Below are 17,430 nucleotides of genomic sequence, written 5' to 3'. Positions count from 1 at the left end.
AGGGCGACTCGAAGGGCGACTCGAAAGGCAAAACGCCGTCTCATCCGACGGACGAGGTTTCACCCAGGTTTCCTCCACCGGCTAACCTCCCTGTCGTGGCTGAGATCCAGATTCCCGCTGACATCAAGCCCGCCGACGGACGTTTCGGCGCGGGCCCCTCCAAGGTGCGGACGGAAGCGCTGGACGCGCTGGCCGCCACCGGAACCTCCCTCCTCGGCACCTCCCACCGCCAGGCCCCGGTCAAGAACCTGGTCGGCCAGGTGCGCGAGGGCATCAGCGAGCTGTTCCAGCTCCCCGAGGGCTATGAGGTCGTCCTCGGCAACGGCGGCTCGACGGCGTTCTGGGACATCGCGACGCACGGCCTGATCGAGAACAGGTCGCAGCACCTCACCTTCGGCGAGTTCAGCTCGAAGTTCGCGAAGGCCGCGAAGCTGGCCCCCTGGCTGGCCGACCCGGACGTCATCTCCACCGACCCGGGCACGCACCCGGAGCCGGTCGCCGAGGCCGGCGTCGACGTGTACGCCTTCACCCACAACGAGACCTCGACCGGCGTGGCCATGCCGATCAAGCGCGTGCCGGGCGCCGACTCCGGATCGCTGGTCCTGGTCGACGCGACGTCGGGCGCCGGCGGCCTCCCGGTCGACGTCTCCGAGACCGACGTCTACTACTTCGCCCCGCAGAAGTCCTTCGCCTCCGACGGCGGCCTGTGGATCGGCGTCTTCTCCCCGGCGGCGATCGAGCGCGCCGAGCGCATCCACGCGTCCGGCCGCCACATCCCGGAGTTCTTCAGCCTCCCCACGGCGATCGACAACTCCCGCAAGAACCAGACGTACAACACCCCGGCCCTGTCCACCCTCTTCCTCCTGAACCAGCAGCTGGAGTGGATCAACGGCCAGGGCGGCCTGGACTGGGCGGTCCGCCGCACGGCCACCTCCGCGCGCACGCTCTACGGCTGGGCCGAGGACATCAAGTACGCCAACCCCTTCGTCACCGACCCCGCGAAGCGCTCGGCGGTCATCGGCACGATCGACTTCACGGACGAGGTCGACGCGGCCGCCGTCGCCAAGGTCCTGCGCGCCAACGGCATCGTCGACACCGAGCCCTACCGCAAGCTCGGCCGCAACCAGCTGCGCGTGGCGATGTTCCCGGCGATCGACCCGGCGGACATCGAGGCGCTGACGAAGTGCGTCGACTATGTGATCGAGAAGCTCTGACGCGGTAGGTCAGCAGAGGGCTGAAGGGGCGCCTCGTACGGCAGTTGTACGTTGCCGTACGGGGCGCCCCTTTTCGTGCGACGTGTGCCGTCAGCCATGTGCCGTCAGACCACTCAGCCGCCCGCACCCGCGTCCCGCAGCAGCCCGGCCACATCGGGGTGAGGACCGGCGAGCGCCCAGTCCATGGGCGAGTTCCCGGTTCCGTCGTCCTCCCGCAGGGCCGGATCGGCGCCGTGCTCCAGCAGCACCCGCACCGTCTCGGTGTGCCCCCAGCAGGCCGCCGCGCACAGCGGGGTGCCCTCGGTGCCGTATCCGCTCTCGATGTCGGGACCCGCGCCGGCCTCCAGCAGGAGACCCACGACATCGGCCGCACCGTGCACGGACGCGGCGTAAAGCGGCGTAGTGCCTTCCCTGTTGGCTGGAGTGACCTGCGCACCGGAGCGCAACAAGCCTCGTACCTCGGCGACTTCACCAAGGCTCGCGGCGAGCACCAGCCGCTGGGTGAGTTTCTTCTGCCGTCGTCGGTTCACGCCGTCAGCGTCGCAGCTCGGTGAGGAAGTCGACCAGCGCGGAGTTCACTTCGGCGGGCCGCTCCTGCTGGGTCCAGTGGCCGCAGCCGGGCAGGAGGATCGGCTCGCGGCGGAGGTCGGGCATCAACTGGGGGAGCTGGGCGATGAGTTCGGGTGTGCCGGGGAAGGCCGGGACCAGGTCGCGGTCGCCGTACATGTACAGGGCGGGCGGGCTGACGACCGCGCCGTGCCAGGGGGCGGTCAACTCCCAGTTGCGGTCGAGGTTGCGGTACCAGTTCAGGGCTCCGGTGAAGCCCTTGGCGTAGCTCCCGGTGAGCTCGTCGAGGTCCTCCTCGGTGAGCCAGTCCGGCAGCACGTCCGGGTCGGTCATGTCCGCGAGCCAGCCCCGCTCCGGGTCGGCCACCAGGGCCTGGTCGGGGCGTCCGGCGTCCGGGGCGTCACCGGAGGCGGAGTAGAACAGCTTGCGTAGGGCGGTGCGGGTGTCCAGGGCGAACTCGGCGTCGGCGACCCCGGGCCGGTCGAAGTAGTTCCAGTAGAACCGCCCCCCGAACCGCTCCTGCATGGCGACGAGCGGCGGCCGCTCCCCACGGAACGGCGGCGGCACGCTCAGCCCCACCACTCCGCGCACCACATCGGGCCGCAGCAGCGCGGTGTGCCAGGCCACGGGCGCGCCCCAGTCATGCCCGACGACGAACGCCTGCGTCTCGCCCAGGGCGTGAATGAGCCCGATCACGTCCCCGACGAGACGAAGGATGCTGTACGCGTCCACGCTCTCCGGATGATCACTACGGCCGTACCCCCGCTGATCCGGCGCAACCACCCGGAACCCGGCCTCCGCCAACGGGCCGAACTGATGACGCCAGGAGTGCCAGGACTCCGGGAAGCCGTGCAACAGCACGACGAGCGGACCCTCGCCCTCTTCCGCTATATGCAGCCGGATCCCGTTCACATCGATCATGCGGTGCTCGACCATGGGGCGAGGATACGCCTGTACGGTACACACGATCGCGGGCGCACGACGCTCTCAGCACTGGACACATCCGAGCGCCGCGCACCCTTCACGCCCTACTGCTCCCCGACGAACAACCCCTCAGCGTCCGTCACACTCAGGGACCGGTCGAGCCAGGTACCCAACACGCCGAGGTCCGTGCAGGACGTGACCCGCTCCCGGACGGAGTCGGAGACCTCGATTCCGCGTACACCGAGAATGCGCAGGATGTCTTCGGCCTTGCTCTCGGCGCGCCCCTTGTTCCACGACTCTTCGACGATCGTGTTGCTGCCCGGAAAGTTCGGGGAGTAAGTGGCCATCAGATGCCTCCAGTAGTCACGGGCGGCGCGCCAGCGCGGAGAAGACGGCGACGCCCAGGTCCTGGGCCGCTTCCTCCGGCTGGGTGATCACGGGTAGGACCCCAGGTCCCAGGACCAGCGGGAAGACGACCATGCTCGTGTGGAAGCCTCGGCCGATACGGATCGGTTCCGATGCCCACGACGCGGTTGCCTTGTCCTTGCACACCACCTAAGGAACGGCGGCAGCCGGTACTTGGCGTACATGTGGGCCAAGTAGTACGTCCAGCTGTTGTGCTTGTCCGGGTCCGGCTTGCCCTGCGACTCGACGGCGAGCAGGAAGCCGCCTTCCTCGCCGGCCGCGTGCACCCGGAACAGACTGTCCACCCGGCGCTCGAGTGGTCTGATCTCGGTGAGATCAGTGTCCAGGGGCTCGATCGCGGTGTGCTCGGGAAAGCCGATGCCCGCCCGCGGCAGAAGCCGGGCGAAAAGTCCGGGGTCCGCACGGAAGATCCGATGCAGCGCTTCATGGGGTGAACTGACCATGTGGCGCAACGTAATCGGGTGGCGAACACATTACGCGCAGGCGTTCGAGGCAGGCTCAGCCGTACGAGTGAACATTCCGCTGGCCTATGCCATGAGAAAGCGCCCGATGAACCCACCGGGCGCTCCCCTTCACATCGCCGCACAGGCCACCGCAGGCACACCCCCACCCCCAGGCGCACCCCCGAACCCAAAGCTCACCGAACCTCCCGCCCCGACCGCCCCGTTGTGCGTGGCGTTGGACGCGGTCACTGTCGTGCCGGTCTGGGTGTGGGACGCGTTCCACATGGAGGTGATCTGCTGGGGGCCGGGCCAGGTCCAGGTCGTCTTCCAGGAGTTGAGGGGGGTGGTGCCGGTGTTGGTCACCTTCACCTCGGCGTTGAAGCCGCCGCCCCAGTCGCTGGTGACGGTGTAGGTGGCGGTGCAGGTCGTCGGGTCTTCGCCGGGGTCGGGGTCCGGGTCGCCGCCGCCTCCGCCCGGGAAGCCCGGGGCCTTGATGCTGGACAGGTAGCCGTCCTTCACCGTGTCCACCGTCGTCCAGTCGTCCTTGAGGATGCCGCCGGTGTCACCGGAGTTGGGGTTCCAGGACCAGAACGTCCAGTGGAACGAGTCCGCGCCGTACGCAGACGTCGAGCGCAGATACGTCACCAGCGCCGACAGCCACTTCTGGTCCACCGTCGACTGGAGCGTCGTACCGAACTCGCCGATCCAGACGGGGGCGATGTTCTGCTTGAAGATGTAGCCCCAGTAGCGGTCCCAGACGCCGGGCATGTTGTCGGGGAAGGACGGGTCGGTGAACCAGGGCTGCTGGGCGACGCTGGTCGCGTAGTCGTGGGCCGAGTAGACCAGGCGGCCCGGGACGTCCAACTGGACCGGGTACTGGGCGACGCCCATGAGATTGCCGCCCCACCAGCCGCTCACACCGCCGTACGACTGGACGCCCTCGACCATGATCAGCAGCTGGGGGTTGACGGACAGAACCGCGTTCCCGGCCCGCTGGGCGGCCAGGCGCCAGTCGCGGGTCGTGTCGCCGCAGCCCCAACAGGCGGGGTCGTGCGGCTCGTTGTGCAGGTCGATGCCGATGACGGTCGGGTCGCCCGCGTAGCGTGCCGCCAGCGACTTGAGGTTGGCGATCCAGGTGGACTCCGGTACCGACGCCGTGTACCAGAGCGCCGACTGGCCGCCCGCGTCCGGCCGGTGCCGGTCGAGGACGATCTTCAGCCCGGCCTGGCCCGCGTACGCCACGATCCGGTCCAGCACCTGCAAGGACGTCAGCCCTTGCAGATCGGAGTTCTTGCCGTCGGCGAAGTTGATGCTGTCGGGCATGGTGCCGGGTTTGAGGATGTCGTCGCTGAAGGGGAGGCGGAGGGTGTTGTAGCCCAGCGAACGCATCTGGTCGAGCATGCTCTTGTAGTCGCGGGTCCACAGGCCGTGGACGACATGGTTGCCGGTCTCGAAGCCGAACCAGTTGATCCCGGCGATACGGACCGGCTGTCCGGCCTCGTCCAGGATCTGCCGGCCACTGGTGTGCCAGTACCCGGCGCCGGCTTCGGCTTCGGCCGCTTGTGCGGCGGAGGCCCCCAGCGGTAACAGCAGCGCCGCCACCACCGCACACAACCCTCTTCGCAAGCTGCGGAACATGTCCTGCTTCCTCCTCGGGAGGCGCGGGCCCGGAACCGAGTGGGAGCGCTCCCACCGCCCTCACCTCCCATGGAAGTCAGGTCACTTGGACACGTCAAGCCATCCGGCGTCACCGGCTCAGCTTCTGGAACCTCCGCACCGCCAGCGGCAGGAAGATCACCGTCAGGATCACCGGCCATACGAGCGCCATCAGCATCGCGTGCTGCTCCACCCAGGAGTCCCCGGCCACGGCCCCGGCGGGCACCCCGAACAGCTCGCGGGCCGCCGCGGCCGTGGAGGAGATCGGGTTCCAGGCGGCCACCCAGCCCAGCCAGTCCGGCATCAGCTGGGGCGCGACGAAGATGCTGGAGATCATCGTGAGCGGGAAGGCGACCGCGAACAGACCGCCCGCCGCCTCCGGGTTGGGCACAAGGAGGCCGAGCCACACCCCGATCCAGATCAGCGCGAACCGCAGCCACAGCAGGAGTCCGAAGGCGCCGAGGAAGCCGAGCCCGCCGTCGGGGCGCCAGCCCATCGCGAACGCCGTCAGCATCATGATCGCCAACTCGGCGCAGGCGGCGAGCAGATCGGTTATCCCACGCCCGGCCACGACCGCGGACGACGCCATCGGCATCGAGCGGAAGCGGTCGATGACGCCCTTCGTCGAGTCGTAGACGACGAGCGTCGCGGTGTTGATGAAGCCGAACGCCATCGTCATCACGAACATGCCCGGCATCAGGAAGTCCTTGTAGTCCCCGCCGCCGGGGACCTTCATGGCGCTGCCGAAGACATAGCCGTAGAGCAGGACGGAGAGGATCGGGAAGCCCAGCTGCCAGGCGATGTTGACCGGTTGGCGCTGGTAGTGGGTCAGGCCTCGGCGGACGACGTTCCAGACGTCGGCCAGGGCCCAGTACAGGCGGCCGCGCTCGGCCGGGACGGTCAGGTCTACGGCGGTCATGCGACGGCCTCCTTCTCGGCGGACTCGGTCTTCTCGGTGCGGTGTCCGGTCAGCCGGAGGAAGACGTCGTCGAGGCTGGGCCTGCGCAGCCCGATGTCCTCGACCTGGACGCCCTCGTCCTGGAGCGTGCGGGCCACCTCCGTCAGGGCGGACACCCGGTCGATGACGGGCGCGTGCACCCGGGACTCGCCCTCGTCCGTCTCGGGTTCGCCGTCCGAGACCCGGGCCACGACCTTCGCCACCTGCGGGAGGTCGGACCGCTCGGCGACCACGACCTCGATACGGTCGCCGCCGACGAGGTTCTTCAGTCCGTCCGGGGTGTCGTCGGCGATGGACCGGCCCTGGTCGATGACGGTGATGTGCGAGGCCAGCTTGTCGGCCTCCTCCAGATACTGCGTGGTCAGCAGTACGGTCGTGCCGCCCGCGACCAACTCCCTCACCGATTCCCAGACTTCGCCGCGGCTGCGCGGGTCGAGTCCCGTCGTCGGCTCGTCGAGGAAGAGGACGGCCGGGGCGAGGATCATCGACGCGGCCAGGTCGAGGCGGCGCCGCATACCACCGCTGTACTTGCCCACGCCCTTGTCGGCGGCGTCGGCCAGGTCGAACTGCTCCAGCAGCTCGATGGCGCGCAACTTCGCCCGCCTGCCGCCGAGGTGGAAGAGCCGGCCGAACATCTCCAGGTTCTGCCGGCCGGTGAGCACCTCGTCCACCGCGGCGTACTGCCCGGTGAGTCCGATCCGGGCGCGCACCTCGCGCCCCTGCCGGGCCACGTCCAGGCCCGCCACCGTCGCCCGGCCGCCGTCCAGCCTGATCAGCGTGGACAGGATGCGTACGGCGGTGGTCTTGCCCGCGCCGTTCGGCCCCAGGAGGCCGTGCACCGTGCCCTCGCGGACGGCCAGGTCGAAACCGTCGAGCGCGCGCTTCTCGCCGTAGCGCTTCTCCAGTCCCTCGGCCCGCACCGCGTATCCGTCTTCACCCATGGGTTGGGTCCCCCTCTCGTGAACTGAGTACAGCGTACCCGATTTCGAGTACGGCGTACCCAGTTTTTTCGCGAGGACTTAAGCTGAAACGCATGACGAGCGGCAAGGGCGGCACCAGCGGTACGGAGACCAGCGGCAGCGGCGATATCGTCCGCACGTTGGAGCTGCTGTGGGACACCGGCCGACGCCCGAGCCGCGGGCCCAAGCCGACGCTCACCCTGGACCAGATCGTGGAAGCGGCCGTCCGGGTCGCGGACGCCGAAGGGCTGGAGTCGGTCTCCATGCGCCGGGTCGCCGCCGAACTGGGCACCGGCACCATGTCGCTGTACCGCTATCTCCCCGGCAAGGCCGAGCTGCTCGACCTGATGCTGGACCGCGTCCAGCGCCCCTCCGAGAACCCGGCCGACCTCGGCGACGACGGCTGGCGTTCGGCGCTGGAGGCGATGGGCCGCGCGACCCTCGATCTCTACCGCCGCCACCCCTGGCTGCTCCAGGTCAACCAGTCCCGCCCGATCCTCGGCCCGAGCGCCCTGGACGGCATGGAGAAGGTGCTGTCGCGGATCCGCCCGATGGGGCTGCCCGATGTAGAGCTGGTCTCCGCGATCATCATGATCGACGGCTATGTGGTGGGCGCCGCGCGCACCCAGCTCTACCAGCGGGAGGCGGAGCGCCGCACCGGGCTGACGGACCTGGAGTTCTGGACGGCCCAGGCCCCGATGCTGGAGAAGATCATGCTTTCCGGCCGCTACCCCCTTCTCGCCTCCCTCGACGAGAACACCTGGGGCCCCGAATTCGACCACTTCGAGTACGGGTTGCAACGGATCCTGGACGGCCTGGAGGTCATCGTCGCGCGACGCGCGGAGGAGCAGTCGTAGCGCGCTTCGTCAGAGCGCGGAGGTGTCCGGATCTTCGGCACATAGCCGACCGCGCCGGACACCAGGTCCCTGGCGACGTACACACCGCTGTCGATGCCCTCAGGCCACGGATTGCGTCAAAGGCCGCGTCGTGGAACCGGGTTCACGCGCAGTGCCGATGACGGGGCGACCTGAATGGTTTCCGTCACTGCCTCCCCCGCGATCAGCCTCCGGCCGGCCGGTGCTGTCCGAGGCCGTTCACCCTAGTGGTCACCCCCGCCGCCGCAACCGCCCCACCCCGAACAGCAACACACACACCACGACCACCGCGACCGCACCGACCTTGAGCTCGCCCTCGGGAAGGCCGGAGCCGTCGTCCGAGGCGGAGGAACTGCCGTTGCCGGACGAGGAGTCGGAGGAGGAGGCGGCGCCGCCGGGGGCGTCCTTGGCGACCACCGCGCTGTTCGCGCCCTCGCTGCCGAGCAGGAGCTTGGTGCCGTCGGGGGTGTAGGTGGCGGACTCGCCCTGGGTGCCGAGGGGGACGCTGATGCGCTCCAGGCGTTTGAGCTTGCCGCCGTTCCAGTCGTAGGCGATGCCGCCCAGGTAGCCGCGGACGGCGAGGGTCTTGCCGTCGGGGGAGAACGCCGCGTCGGTGGCCCACAGGTCGACCGGGACCGTCGGCTTGAAGACGTTCGCAGACGAGGAGGAGAGCTCGGCCGGGCCCTCGTACAGGTGGCCGCCCTCCTCCTGCTTGTCGATGATGTAGACCCGGCCGGTCTTGGGGTGGACGATCATCGACTCGGCGTCGCGGGTGCCGTCGGAGTACTTGACCACGTACTGCGTGGCCCGGATCTTCTGGTCCTTGAGGGTCTTGGGCTCGGGGAGGCGGTAGAGCCAGACGTACGGCCACTGCACTCCGTCGTTGTCGCCGATGTCGCCGACCCAGAGTTCGTTGTTCGGGCCCATCGAAATCGCCTCTACGTCGCGCGGCGTGCCCACGCCGGTCAGGGTGATCGTCGCGACCGTCTCGCCGGTCCTGCTGTCCACGGCGTAGAGGTTGGCGCCCGCCTCGTCCTGGTCGTTGTGCGTCCAGTAGATGCCGGGGTGCTGGCGGGAGGCGGCGAGGCCGCTGGACTCCGTGATGCGCGGGTCCTTGATCGTGAAGCCCTCGTCGCCGTCGTCGGCGGCGGAGGCGGGCAGGGCGGACATGCCCATGAGCAGGATCCCGGCGAGTACAGCGAGCGGTCGGCGCATGGCCCAAGCCTGCCATCCGCCCCGACCGTTCGGGCGGGCGGGCGTGGTGCGCTTCACACCCCGGCCGGTCCTACCGATCGGTAGAGATCGTCCATCATGAGCGGATGCTCAGGTTCATGCCCGTCGGCGACTCCCAGACCATCGGCAGCGCCGGCGAACACACATGGCGCTACCGCCTGTGGCAGCACCTGCGCGAGACGTACGGCGGCCCCTTCGCCCTCGTCGGCCCGCGCGAGGCGCTGTACGACAAGGCCACCGACACGGCCACGTCGTACGAGTACGCCGACCCGGGCTTCCCCCGTGCGCATCTGGCCGGCTGGGGCGAGGGCTGGCTGCACATGGCGCCGCTGATCGGCGAGGCGGTGCGGTCGTGCCGGGCGGATGTGCTGCTGGTGTCGCTGGGCCTGATCGACCTGGGCTTCTACACGGACGCCGAGCAGACGGCGGACAACGCACGGGAGTTCGTCGCCGAGGCCCGGACCGCGAACCCGCGCGTCCGGATGGTCGTCCTGCCCGTCATCCCCAACGTGCGCGCCGAGTCGGACGCCCCCTTCGCCGCCGAGGTCGCCCGCTTCAACGAGCTGCTCGCGAAGACGGTCGCCGACCTGGACGAGCCCCGCTCGCCACTGCTGCTGGCGTCGCCGCCACCGTCGTACGACATCCATCTCGACACCTACGACGGCACCCACCCGAACGCGAGCGGTGAGCACAGGATCGCGGAGGCGTTCGCGGAGGCGATGCATCAGGCTTGGGATCTGGGCGAGCCGTACGACGAATGCGCCTACGCCTGACCCGCGCCCGGACGTGGCCGGGGCGGGCGGCCACGAGCCCCGCGATGGTCTCTGGCACCAGCAGGGCGAGCAGGACGGTGAGGGGCATCCGCCAGCCGTCGGTGGCGTCGTGCAGCATTCCCATGGCCAGCGGGCCCAGGCCGGCCAGGAGATAGCCGGTGGTCTGGGCCATGCCCGAGAGGTCGGCGGCGGTCCGGGGGCCGTCCGTGCGCAGTCCGAGGAGGGTGATGGCCAACGGGAAGGCGCTTCCCGTCGCCGCGCCCAGCAGGCACACCCACACCCAGCCGAGCTCGGGAGCCAGCAGCAGCCCGGCCAGGGAGAGCGACTTCGCCGCGATCACGGCCAGCACCAGGAGCCGTTGGCCGCGCATCCGGGCGGCGGCCAAGGGGACGAGGAAGGCGGGCGGGATGCCGATGGTCAGCATCACCGACATCATCAGACCGGCCTGGCCCGGGGTGCGGCCGTGCGCGCGCATGATCTCGGGCAGCCACGCCACCAGCACGTAGAACATCAGCGACACCAGTCCGAGGAACGCCGACACCCACCAGGCGAGCGGGCAGCGCAGCAGCGATCCGCCACCCGCCGGCTCCTTCGCCGCGGGCGGCGTCCCGCGGTGCCTGCCGTCCGCTCCCGGTGCGGCCAGCAGTCCCCACACCGCCGCGGCCAGCACGGCGGGCAGCGCCCACACCGCGAGCGCGAACTCGCGGCCGGTGACGGTGCTCAGCGGTACCGCGACCGCGGCGGCGACCGCGCCCGAGACGGCCATCAGGGTCATGGCGAGGCCGGTGAACAGGCCGATCCGCCCGCCGAAGTGGTCCTTGATGACGGCGGGCATCAGCACGTTCCCGACCGCGATCCCGGCGCCGGCGAGCACCGTTCCGGCGAAGAGCGCCGCCGGCCACGGCACCGCGCGCACGGCGGTGCCGAGGGCCACGGCCACGACGGCGACGCATACGGCGGCCTGGGTGCCGAACCGACGGGCCAGACGGGGTGCGAGCCAGGCGAAGCCGCCCAGGCACAGCACGGGTAACGTCGCGAGCACGCCGACCTGGGCGCCGTTCAGCGCGAGTGCCTCTTGTACGTCCCCGATGAGCGGCGGCATCCCGGTGATCGCCGCGCGCAGGTTGATGGCGAGCAGAATCAGGCCGACGACGAACCACAGCCTGGTGGTCACGTGTGTTCCCCCGTTGTTCCCGCAGCGCGTGACGCGGTCAGACGCTCACGCTGTGGTCGACCGGGCACTTGGCCCGGCCCGCGGTACGGAACGCGACCCCGGACGCGACGGGCGTGCCGAGTTGCTTGAGGATCTCGTCGGACAGCAGGTCCTCCTTGCCCTTGAGGGCGTCGGCGACCTTGGTGTCGGAGACGAAGACCAGCTCGGCGGCGATGTTGTCCTGGACGATCCGCGCCAGGTTGTCCAGGGCCACCCCGATCGGATCGGTCGGCAGCTGCGCGGTGGGGATGTCGATCAGATGGGTGTCGACCTTCTTCTGGTTCATCATCGGCCTGATGATGATCTCCGCCTGATTGAGCACCGACGTCGTCCAGATCGAAAGCACCACCGTGTACAGGTCGGCCCAGGCCGCCTCGCCGATCTGCGCCCGCCACTTCTTGCAGAGGCGCTGCACGCCGGAGATCTGCGCGTCGGCGGCGTACGTCATGTTCACCCGGATCGCCGGGTAGACGCGGGCCGCGAAGTCCTGGAACGAGGCGATGTCGAAGGCACGGGCGCGGATGGAGTCGGCGATGAAGGTCAGCGCCTCGTCGAGGATCTTCGCGCAGGCGTTCTGCAGGGCCTGCGGCAGTTTCGCCGCGGGGAGGTCGTTCTTCGCGGTGGTGAGCTTGTCGGCGAAGGCCTGCAACGGTGTCGTCCAGGCGTCGGTGCCGGGGCCCTTCATCGCCACCATGTCGAGGTCATGGGCGTCGATCCGGTCGCCGTTGGGGACGTTGGGGACCTTGTCCGAGAGGTACTCCGCGATCGTGGAGTAGATCCCCAGCGGCACATGGGCGATGGACTTCGCCAGCTCGAACTCCTCGGCCACCGGGTGCTCGACATACCGCTTGCCGTCGTGGACGAGGGTGAAGGTGCCGCCCTTCGCGTCGTTCTGCACGACGATGACGGGCCCGAGGTTGTTGATCAGGTCGGCTTTGAGCGCCGCGTAGTTGGTGCGCATGGCCGCGTTCACCGCGCGGATGGAGTCCCGGGCGGCGCTCTCGGTACTCACCGCCTCCGCGGCGGGCGCCGTGTTCAGGGGGTCGGCCGGGGCTACCGCATAGCCGAGGAAGGTCGCGGCGCCGATGCCCGCGCCGCCGATGAAGGTCCGCCGTGTTGCCATGACTTGCTCTCCGTAACGAATCGGTCGTCAGGTGTTCCCGCCGTGGGGAGCGGTGGCGTGGGGGGAACTGACCCGCCGGGAGCCACGAGGGGCCGGGACGCGGGGAGCAATGCGAGATGTGGAAGGTGAGCAGGTGTTTCCCGGGTTCCGCGTGTTTCCCTCTCCGGCGGCGTGGGGCCGGAGGCAGGCCGGAGAGGGAGAGGGCGGACGCGCGCTAGCTCAGCGCGGTGTGGGTGGGGACGACCACGCCGTACAGATCGGCGATCGTCGCCAGCGCGCCGTGGTGGATCTGCCGGGCGGACAGCCCGCCGCCGACCGACGGCAGCGGCCGGGTGGCGCAGGCGTCCGCGACCACGGTGGGCCGGTTCCCGCGCAGGAACGCGCCCTCGGCCGTGAACGTCACGCACATGTGCGTCATGAACCCGGCGATGACGAGGTCCTTGCGCCCCGCCCGGTCGACGAGCCCGCCCAGCTCGGTGTTCACGAAGGCGTTGGGGGCCTTCTTCACCACGGTCGGCTCGCCCTTGGCGGGCCTGACCCGGTCGTGGATCCGGCCGATCGGCCGACGGATGTCGTACGGGGTGTCCGCCCCGCCGTCGTTGACGATGTGGATGACGTTTCCGCCCGCCTCACGGGCCGCGTCCAGCAGCTCGGCCGCCGCCTCCAGGGCGGGCCGCCAGCCGTCGAGTTCCATCACCCCCCGGGTGTACGTGTTCTGGTAGTCGACCATGATCAGCGTGGCCGAGCCGAGTGAAGCCGGTTCGTCGGGCAGGCCGTTGAGCCCCCGCAGGGTGGTCGTGCCGGACGCGTCCGCCGCCCGCGCCGGGGTGTCACCGAGGCGGGTCGCCCCGAACACCGCGGCACCGCCGACGACGGCCGCGCCACCGGCCTTCAGGAACCCGCGCCGGGAACCCTGTTGGGCCACGTCAGGCCAGCTCACTGCCGGAGGCGACGACCACGCCGTACGCGTCGGCGATGGCGGCCAGCGCGCTGCGGTGCAGTTCGTCGGCGGAGACGTCCACGATCGAGCGGGTGGCGCAGGTGTCCGCCGGGACGGTGGGCTTGTTGCCGCGCAGGGCCGCGGAAGCCGTCGTATAGGCGATGCACATGTGGGTCATGAACCCGGCGACGATCACGGTCTCGTTCCCGGCCTCGTCGACGAGCTTGCCGAGGTCGGTGCCGTGGAAGGAGTCCGGGGCCTGCTTCACGACCACGGGCTCGCCCTCGGCCGGCGCCACGGAGGGGTGGATCGCGCCGATCTCGGCACGGATGTCGTAGGGCGAGCCCTCGCCGCCGTCGTGCTGGACGTGGATGACCGCGGCTCCGGCCGCGCGGGCGCGGGAGAGCAGGTCCGACGCGGCCGCGAGGGCGGGCTGCCAGCCGTCGAGTTCCATCGCACCGCGGGTGTAGGTGTTCTGGTAGTCGACGAGGACGAGCGTCGAGGACGCGAGGGCCGCGGGGGTGGTGTCGGCACCGCCGAGTTCGCGCAGCGTCTTGCTGGTCACAGATCTCCTCCAGGTTCCGGGAGTTGAATGGGTCGAGATGTGTTCAACGGCATGTTCAGCAGCTTGCCCAAAGGCCTTTTCAACGGCTCGTTCAACGGCTTGTTGAACACACATGCGACGCTATGGCCGGAACCGGTGCGTCGGCAATGACGCGCTATGCGCAGAAACCGACACCGATGTCGGCGCGCGAAACAGGGGGTTACGTGAACCGGCTCATCGTGATCGTGCTGTTCGAGGGCGTCGACCTCCTCGACGTCACCGGCCCGCCGGAGGTGTTCTCGCTCGTCCCGCGCGAGACGACGGAGCGGGTCGGCTACGAGGTCGTCCTGGCCGCCGGGACGACGGCACCGGTGACCACGGCGGCCGGGGTGCGGATCCTGCCCGACGCCACGTTCGAGGAGGTGCGCGAGCGTGCGATCGACACGCTGCTGGTGCCGGGCTCGGTCGAGGTGGACGCCGAGGACCGTATCCACCCCGTCACCGACCCCGCCACGGTGACCTGGGTGAAGTCGCTGGCCGCCCGCGCCCGGCGGGTGGCCTCGGTGTGCGTCGGCGCACACATCCTCGCCGCCGCGGGGCTCCTCGACGGCAAGCGCGCCACGACGCACTGGTCCACCGCGCGGCGACTGGCCGACGACCATCCGGCGGTGCGGGTCGACCCGGATCCGATCTTCATCCGCGAGGACGGCGAGGTGTGGACCGGCGCGGGGATCAGCGCATGCCTCGACCTCTCCCTCGCCCTGGTCGCGGACGACTTCGGGGAGCAGGTCGCACAGCGCGTCGCCCGCCAGCTGGTGATGTACCTCAAGCGGCCCGGCGGGCAGTCCCAGTTCAGCGTGCCGCTGGAGCGGGTGTCCACGACGCGGCGCAGCGACGACCTCCGGCTGTACATCCTGAACCACCTCGACGAGCGCCTCACGGTCGCGGACCTCGCCGCGTACGCGCATGTCAGCGACCGGCAGCTCACCCGCGTCTTCAAGACCGAGCTCGGCACGACACCGCACGCCTATATCGAGTCGGCGCGGGTGGAGCGGGCGGGCCATCTGCTGGAGACCACCGACGACACCCTGGAACGGATCGCCTCCGCGTGCGGCTTCGGCACGGTCGACACCCTGATCAGGGCGTTCCACCGCCGCGTGGGGACGACGCCGAGCGAGTACCGGGCGAGGGCGCGGGGGCTGAGGTGAACATCAACGCCGGGGCTGAGATGAACATCAAGATGCCTTGCTTGGAGCGCACTCCACCCGGCTAGCGTGCACTCCATGGAGTACACGCAGCTCGGACGCACGGGACTCAAGGTCAGCCGACTCGTCCTCGGCACCATGAACTTCGGTCCGCAGACGGACGAGGCGGACAGTCACGCGATCATGGACGCGGCGCTGGACGCCGGCATCAACTACTTCGACACGGCGAACGTGTACGGCTGGGGCGAGAACAAGGGCCGTACCGAGAGCATCATCGGCAACTGGTTCGCCAAGGGCGGCGAGCGGCGCGAGAAGGTCGTCCTCGCCACCAAGGTGTACGGCAACATGGCCGCCGACGGCGAGGCGTGGCCCAACCACGACAAGCTCTCGGCGGTGAACATCCGCCGGGCGGTGGACGCGTCGCTCAAGCGCCTCCAGACCGACCACATCGACATCTACCAGTTCCACCACATCGACCGCGCCACTCCCTTCGAGGAGATCTGGCAGGCCATCGACGTGCTGGTCCAGCAGGGCAAGATCCTCTACGTCGGGTCCTCCAACTTCCCCGGCTACAAGATCGCCCAGGCCAACGAGATCGCCGCCCGCCGCGCCGGCACCATCGGCCTGGTCAGCGAACAGTGCCTGTACAACCTCTACGAGCGCCGCGCCGAGATGGAGGTCATCCCCGCCGCGCAGGAGTACGGCCTCGGCGTCATCCCCTGGTCCCCGCTGCACGGCGGTCTCCTCGGCGGCGTCATCAAGAAGGAGGTCGAGGGCGGCCGCCGCAGCTCCGGCCGAGCCGCCGACTCGCTGGCCGACCCGGCCGTACGCACCAAGATCCAGGCCTACGAGGACCTCCTCGACAAGCACGGCCTGGAGCCCGGCGAGACAGCCCTGGCCTGGCTACTCACCCGCCCCGGCGTGACCGGCCCGATCGTCGGCCCGCGCACGACGGGGCAACTGGAGTCGGCCCTGCGGGCGGCCGAGCTGGAGCTGAGCGAGGAGCTGCTGGCGGGGCTGGACGAGATCTTCCCGGGTCCTGGGCCGTCGCCGGAGGCGTTCGCCTGGTAGGGGCGCGGGGCTTGTCTCGACATGCGGCTCCGCCGCGTGGGCGCGACAAGCCCCCACCGGCCCGCAGTTCCCCGCCCTGCGCAACCGCCTACCTACCGAGCGCAGCCGCCACCGCGACCAGCACAAACATCAACACAAGCGCACCGGCCATGATCCGGTTCCGGGTTTTCGGGTCCACGGAACCGAGCCTAACCGGCGCCCCCGAGCGCCCACCGCCCGACCGCCTCATAACGGGGCTGCTCCCCCGCCACCCCGGACACAGGCAGGTGGCTGCGCACCAGCACCAGCTCCCCCACCGTCCACGTACGGCTGCCGAACTCATCGAGCACCGCCACATACGGCCGCGCATCCACCGCGACCCGACTCCTGGCCACCGTCAGATGGGCCTTGTACCGCCGGTGCTCCCCCATCGCCACCCCGGCCTTCCGCGCCGCCGCCTCACTCCGGTCGGCGAGCAACCGCAGCGCCGCCAGATCCCCCTCGGCCCCCGCCCACAACGCCCGCCCGTGCCCGAACTGCCCGCCCCCGCGCAACGCCAGCGGGAAGGGGGCGGTACGCCGCGCGGCTCGCTCCAACCGCGCCGACAGATCCCCTACGACGTCCTCATCGACCTCCCCGTAGAAGGCGAGCGTGAAGTGCCACCCCGGGCGGCCGGTCCAGCGCAGCCCCTCCGCACCGGGCAGCTTCCTCAACTCGGCGACCTCGGTGGCCAGTTCGCGCGTCACATCCTCGGGCGGCAGCACGGCGGCGAAGAGTCTCATGGGTCCAGCGTGACACCATGAGCCGATGACGATCACGATCAGGGACGGCCGGCGCGACGACATCCCCGCGATACTCGGCATGCTCGACAGCTGCGTGGAGTGGCTGGTCGGGCAGGGGCGGACGGGGCAGTGGGGGACGGCGCCGCTGTCGCAGAGCCCCAGGACCGTGGAGTCGGTCACCCGCTGTATGGACGAGGGCGAGGTCTTCATCGCCGAGGCCGACGGCACCCCGGCCGCCACCCTCACCCTCACCGACGCCCCCGGCGCCTACCTCTCCCACCTCCCCCCGCCCGGCGAACCCGAGCGCTACATCCACTGGCTCGCCTCCGACCGCCGCTTCAAGGGCCACGGCACGGGCAGCGCCCTCCTGACCCACGCCGCCGACGTGACCCGGCGGGCCGGCGTCTCGCTGCTGCGGGTGGACTGTTACGCAGGCGGCGACGGCAAGCTGGTCCGCTACTACGAGGGCAACGGCTTCGTCCGGACCGAGACGTATGCGGGGAAGGACGGCTGGCCGGGGCAGGTGTTGGCACGGCGGGTGTAGC

Annotated in this window: 18 protein-coding genes and 1 pseudogene; 6 read left to right on the top strand and 13 right to left on the bottom strand. The window is 70.1% G+C overall.

From position 1 onward, the window contains the following. Positions 1-95: 95 nt before the first annotated feature. Positions 96-1,214: a phosphoserine transaminase gene (gene serC / locus IE325_RS19805; protein ID WP_190071292.1), complete on the top strand. Its 1,119-nt coding sequence runs from the start codon at positions 96-98 to the stop codon at positions 1,212-1,214. Between the two features lie 113 nt (positions 1,215-1,327). Here the strand turns inward: serC and IE325_RS19800 are convergent, their stop codons facing one another. From IE325_RS19800 to IE325_RS19775, 7 genes are all read right to left on the bottom strand, one after another. Continuing rightward, entirely contained in the window at positions 1,328-1,744 is a 417-nt protein-coding gene (locus IE325_RS19800; RefSeq protein WP_190071291.1) for an ankyrin repeat domain-containing protein, read from the bottom strand. Between the two features lie 4 nt (positions 1,745-1,748). Next, the gene (locus IE325_RS19795) at positions 1,749-2,717 is read right to left on the bottom strand and encodes an alpha/beta fold hydrolase (protein ID WP_229911890.1); all 969 of its coding nucleotides are present in this window, start codon (positions 2,715-2,717) and stop codon (positions 1,749-1,751) included. Between the two features lie 92 nt (positions 2,718-2,809). Beyond that, a complete protein-coding gene (locus tag IE325_RS46135; RefSeq protein ID WP_229911889.1) occupies positions 2,810-3,052 on the bottom strand; it encodes a hypothetical protein in 243 nt (80 codons plus the stop codon). A gap of 87 nt (positions 3,053-3,139) precedes the next feature. Further along, positions 3,140-3,574, bottom strand: a complete 435-nt coding sequence (locus IE325_RS46130; RefSeq protein ID WP_229911888.1) for an RpnC/YadD family protein — start codon at positions 3,572-3,574, stop codon at positions 3,140-3,142. Between the two features lie 129 nt (positions 3,575-3,703). Next, positions 3,704-5,212: a cellulase family glycosylhydrolase gene (locus IE325_RS19785; RefSeq protein WP_190071290.1), complete on the bottom strand. Its 1,509-nt coding sequence runs from the start codon at positions 5,210-5,212 to the stop codon at positions 3,704-3,706. Between the two features lie 109 nt (positions 5,213-5,321). Continuing rightward, the gene (locus tag IE325_RS19780) at positions 5,322-6,149 is read right to left on the bottom strand and encodes an ABC transporter permease (RefSeq protein ID WP_190071289.1); all 828 of its coding nucleotides are present in this window, start codon (positions 6,147-6,149) and stop codon (positions 5,322-5,324) included. After that, the gene (locus tag IE325_RS19775) at positions 6,146-7,129 is read right to left on the bottom strand and encodes an ATP-binding cassette domain-containing protein (RefSeq protein ID WP_190071288.1); all 984 of its coding nucleotides are present in this window, start codon (positions 7,127-7,129) and stop codon (positions 6,146-6,148) included. Before IE325_RS19775 ends, IE325_RS19780 begins: the two co-directional genes overlap by 4 nt. Positions 7,130-7,221: 92 nt before the next feature. Here IE325_RS19775 and IE325_RS19770 point away from each other — a divergent pair, with 92 nt between their 5' ends. Beyond that, positions 7,222-8,004 carry a TetR/AcrR family transcriptional regulator gene (locus tag IE325_RS19770; RefSeq protein WP_190071287.1) on the top strand — a complete coding sequence of 261 codons (783 nt, stop codon included), beginning with the start codon at positions 7,222-7,224 and terminating at the stop codon, positions 8,002-8,004. Between the two features lie 249 nt (positions 8,005-8,253). Here IE325_RS19770 and IE325_RS19765 read toward each other — a convergent pair whose 3' ends face one another. After that, complete coding sequence (locus IE325_RS19765) at positions 8,254-9,237, bottom strand: lactonase family protein (RefSeq protein WP_190071286.1); 984 nt, start codon at positions 9,235-9,237, stop codon at positions 8,254-8,256. Positions 9,238-9,341: 104 nt separating this feature from the next. On the opposite strand from IE325_RS19765, the gene IE325_RS19760 reads away from it, so the two are divergent. Beyond that, positions 9,342-10,028 (top strand): SGNH/GDSL hydrolase family protein, encoded by a 687-nt coding sequence (locus tag IE325_RS19760; protein ID WP_190071285.1) that lies wholly within the window; start codon positions 9,342-9,344, stop codon positions 10,026-10,028. 142 nt (positions 10,029-10,170) lie between these two features. Here the strand turns inward: IE325_RS19760 and IE325_RS19755 are convergent. The 4 genes and pseudogenes from IE325_RS19755 to IE325_RS19740 all read right to left on the bottom strand — a co-directional run. After that, a pseudogene (locus tag IE325_RS19755) lies at positions 10,171-11,202 on the bottom strand (MFS transporter); the annotation flags it as partial. Positions 11,203-11,239: 37 nt separating this feature from the next. Next, on the bottom strand, positions 11,240-12,364 hold the full coding sequence (locus IE325_RS19750; protein ID WP_190071284.1) for a hypothetical protein: 1,125 nt from the start codon (positions 12,362-12,364) through the stop codon (positions 11,240-11,242). 214 nt (positions 12,365-12,578) lie between these two features. Then, entirely contained in the window at positions 12,579-13,220 is a 642-nt protein-coding gene (locus IE325_RS19745; protein ID WP_229911910.1) for an isochorismatase family protein, read from the bottom strand. Positions 13,221-13,290: 70 nt separating this feature from the next. Beyond that, entirely contained in the window at positions 13,291-13,869 is a 579-nt protein-coding gene (locus IE325_RS19740) for a cysteine hydrolase family protein (RefSeq protein WP_190071283.1), read from the bottom strand. Between the two features lie 176 nt (positions 13,870-14,045). Between IE325_RS19740 and IE325_RS19735 the strand changes: the two genes are divergently transcribed. Next, complete coding sequence (locus IE325_RS19735) at positions 14,046-15,056, top strand: GlxA family transcriptional regulator (protein WP_190071282.1); 1,011 nt, start codon at positions 14,046-14,048, stop codon at positions 15,054-15,056. 75 nt (positions 15,057-15,131) lie between these two features. Then, a complete protein-coding gene (locus IE325_RS19730; RefSeq protein WP_190071281.1) occupies positions 15,132-16,124 on the top strand; it encodes an aldo/keto reductase in 993 nt (330 codons plus the stop codon). A gap of 188 nt (positions 16,125-16,312) precedes the next feature. Here the strand turns inward: IE325_RS19730 and thpR are convergent, their stop codons facing one another. Further along, the gene (gene thpR / locus IE325_RS19725; protein ID WP_190071280.1) at positions 16,313-16,885 is read right to left on the bottom strand and encodes an RNA 2',3'-cyclic phosphodiesterase; all 573 of its coding nucleotides are present in this window, start codon (positions 16,883-16,885) and stop codon (positions 16,313-16,315) included. 25 nt (positions 16,886-16,910) lie between these two features. Here thpR and IE325_RS19720 point away from each other — a divergent pair, with 25 nt between their 5' ends. After that, complete coding sequence (locus IE325_RS19720; protein ID WP_190071279.1) at positions 16,911-17,429, top strand: GNAT family N-acetyltransferase; 519 nt, start codon at positions 16,911-16,913, stop codon at positions 17,427-17,429. Position 17,430 lies beyond the last annotated feature (1 nt).

Source organism: Streptomyces lanatus (assembly GCF_014655715.1).
In the GTDB taxonomy this organism is placed as follows: Bacteria; Actinomycetota; Actinomycetes; order Streptomycetales; family Streptomycetaceae; genus Streptomyces; species Streptomyces lanatus.
Note: the sequence above shows the minus strand (reverse complement) of the source record. Positions and strands in the feature narration are given on the sequence as shown.

Coding starts and splice junctions, on each gene's coding strand:
- IE325_RS46130 (WP_229911888.1), bottom strand. CDS start 3,574: ATGGTCAGTTCACCCCATGAAGCGCTGCATCGGATCTTCCGTGCGGAC.
- IE325_RS19720 (WP_190071279.1), top strand. CDS start 16,911: ATGACGATCACGATCAGGGACGGCCGGCGCGACGACATCCCCGCGATA.
- IE325_RS19735 (WP_190071282.1), top strand. CDS start 14,046: ATGTCGGCGCGCGAAACAGGGGGTTACGTGAACCGGCTCATCGTGATC.
- IE325_RS19765 (WP_190071286.1), bottom strand. CDS start 9,237: ATGCGCCGACCGCTCGCTGTACTCGCCGGGATCCTGCTCATGGGCATG.
- IE325_RS46135 (WP_229911889.1), bottom strand. CDS start 3,052: ATGGCCACTTACTCCCCGAACTTTCCGGGCAGCAACACGATCGTCGAA.
- IE325_RS19750 (WP_190071284.1), bottom strand. CDS start 12,364: ATGGCAACACGGCGGACCTTCATCGGCGGCGCGGGCATCGGCGCCGCG.
- IE325_RS19780 (WP_190071289.1), bottom strand. CDS start 6,149: ATGACCGCCGTAGACCTGACCGTCCCGGCCGAGCGCGGCCGCCTGTAC.
- IE325_RS19730 (WP_190071281.1), top strand. CDS start 15,132: ATGGAGTACACGCAGCTCGGACGCACGGGACTCAAGGTCAGCCGACTC.
- thpR (WP_190071280.1), bottom strand. CDS start 16,885: ATGAGACTCTTCGCCGCCGTGCTGCCGCCCGAGGATGTGACGCGCGAA.
- IE325_RS19770 (WP_190071287.1), top strand. CDS start 7,222: ATGACGAGCGGCAAGGGCGGCACCAGCGGTACGGAGACCAGCGGCAGC.
- IE325_RS19795 (WP_229911890.1), bottom strand. CDS start 2,717: ATGGTCGAGCACCGCATGATCGATGTGAACGGGATCCGGCTGCATATA.
- IE325_RS19760 (WP_190071285.1), top strand. CDS start 9,342: ATGCTCAGGTTCATGCCCGTCGGCGACTCCCAGACCATCGGCAGCGCC.
- IE325_RS19775 (WP_190071288.1), bottom strand. CDS start 7,129: ATGGGTGAAGACGGATACGCGGTGCGGGCCGAGGGACTGGAGAAGCGC.
- IE325_RS19785 (WP_190071290.1), bottom strand. CDS start 5,212: ATGTTCCGCAGCTTGCGAAGAGGGTTGTGTGCGGTGGTGGCGGCGCTG.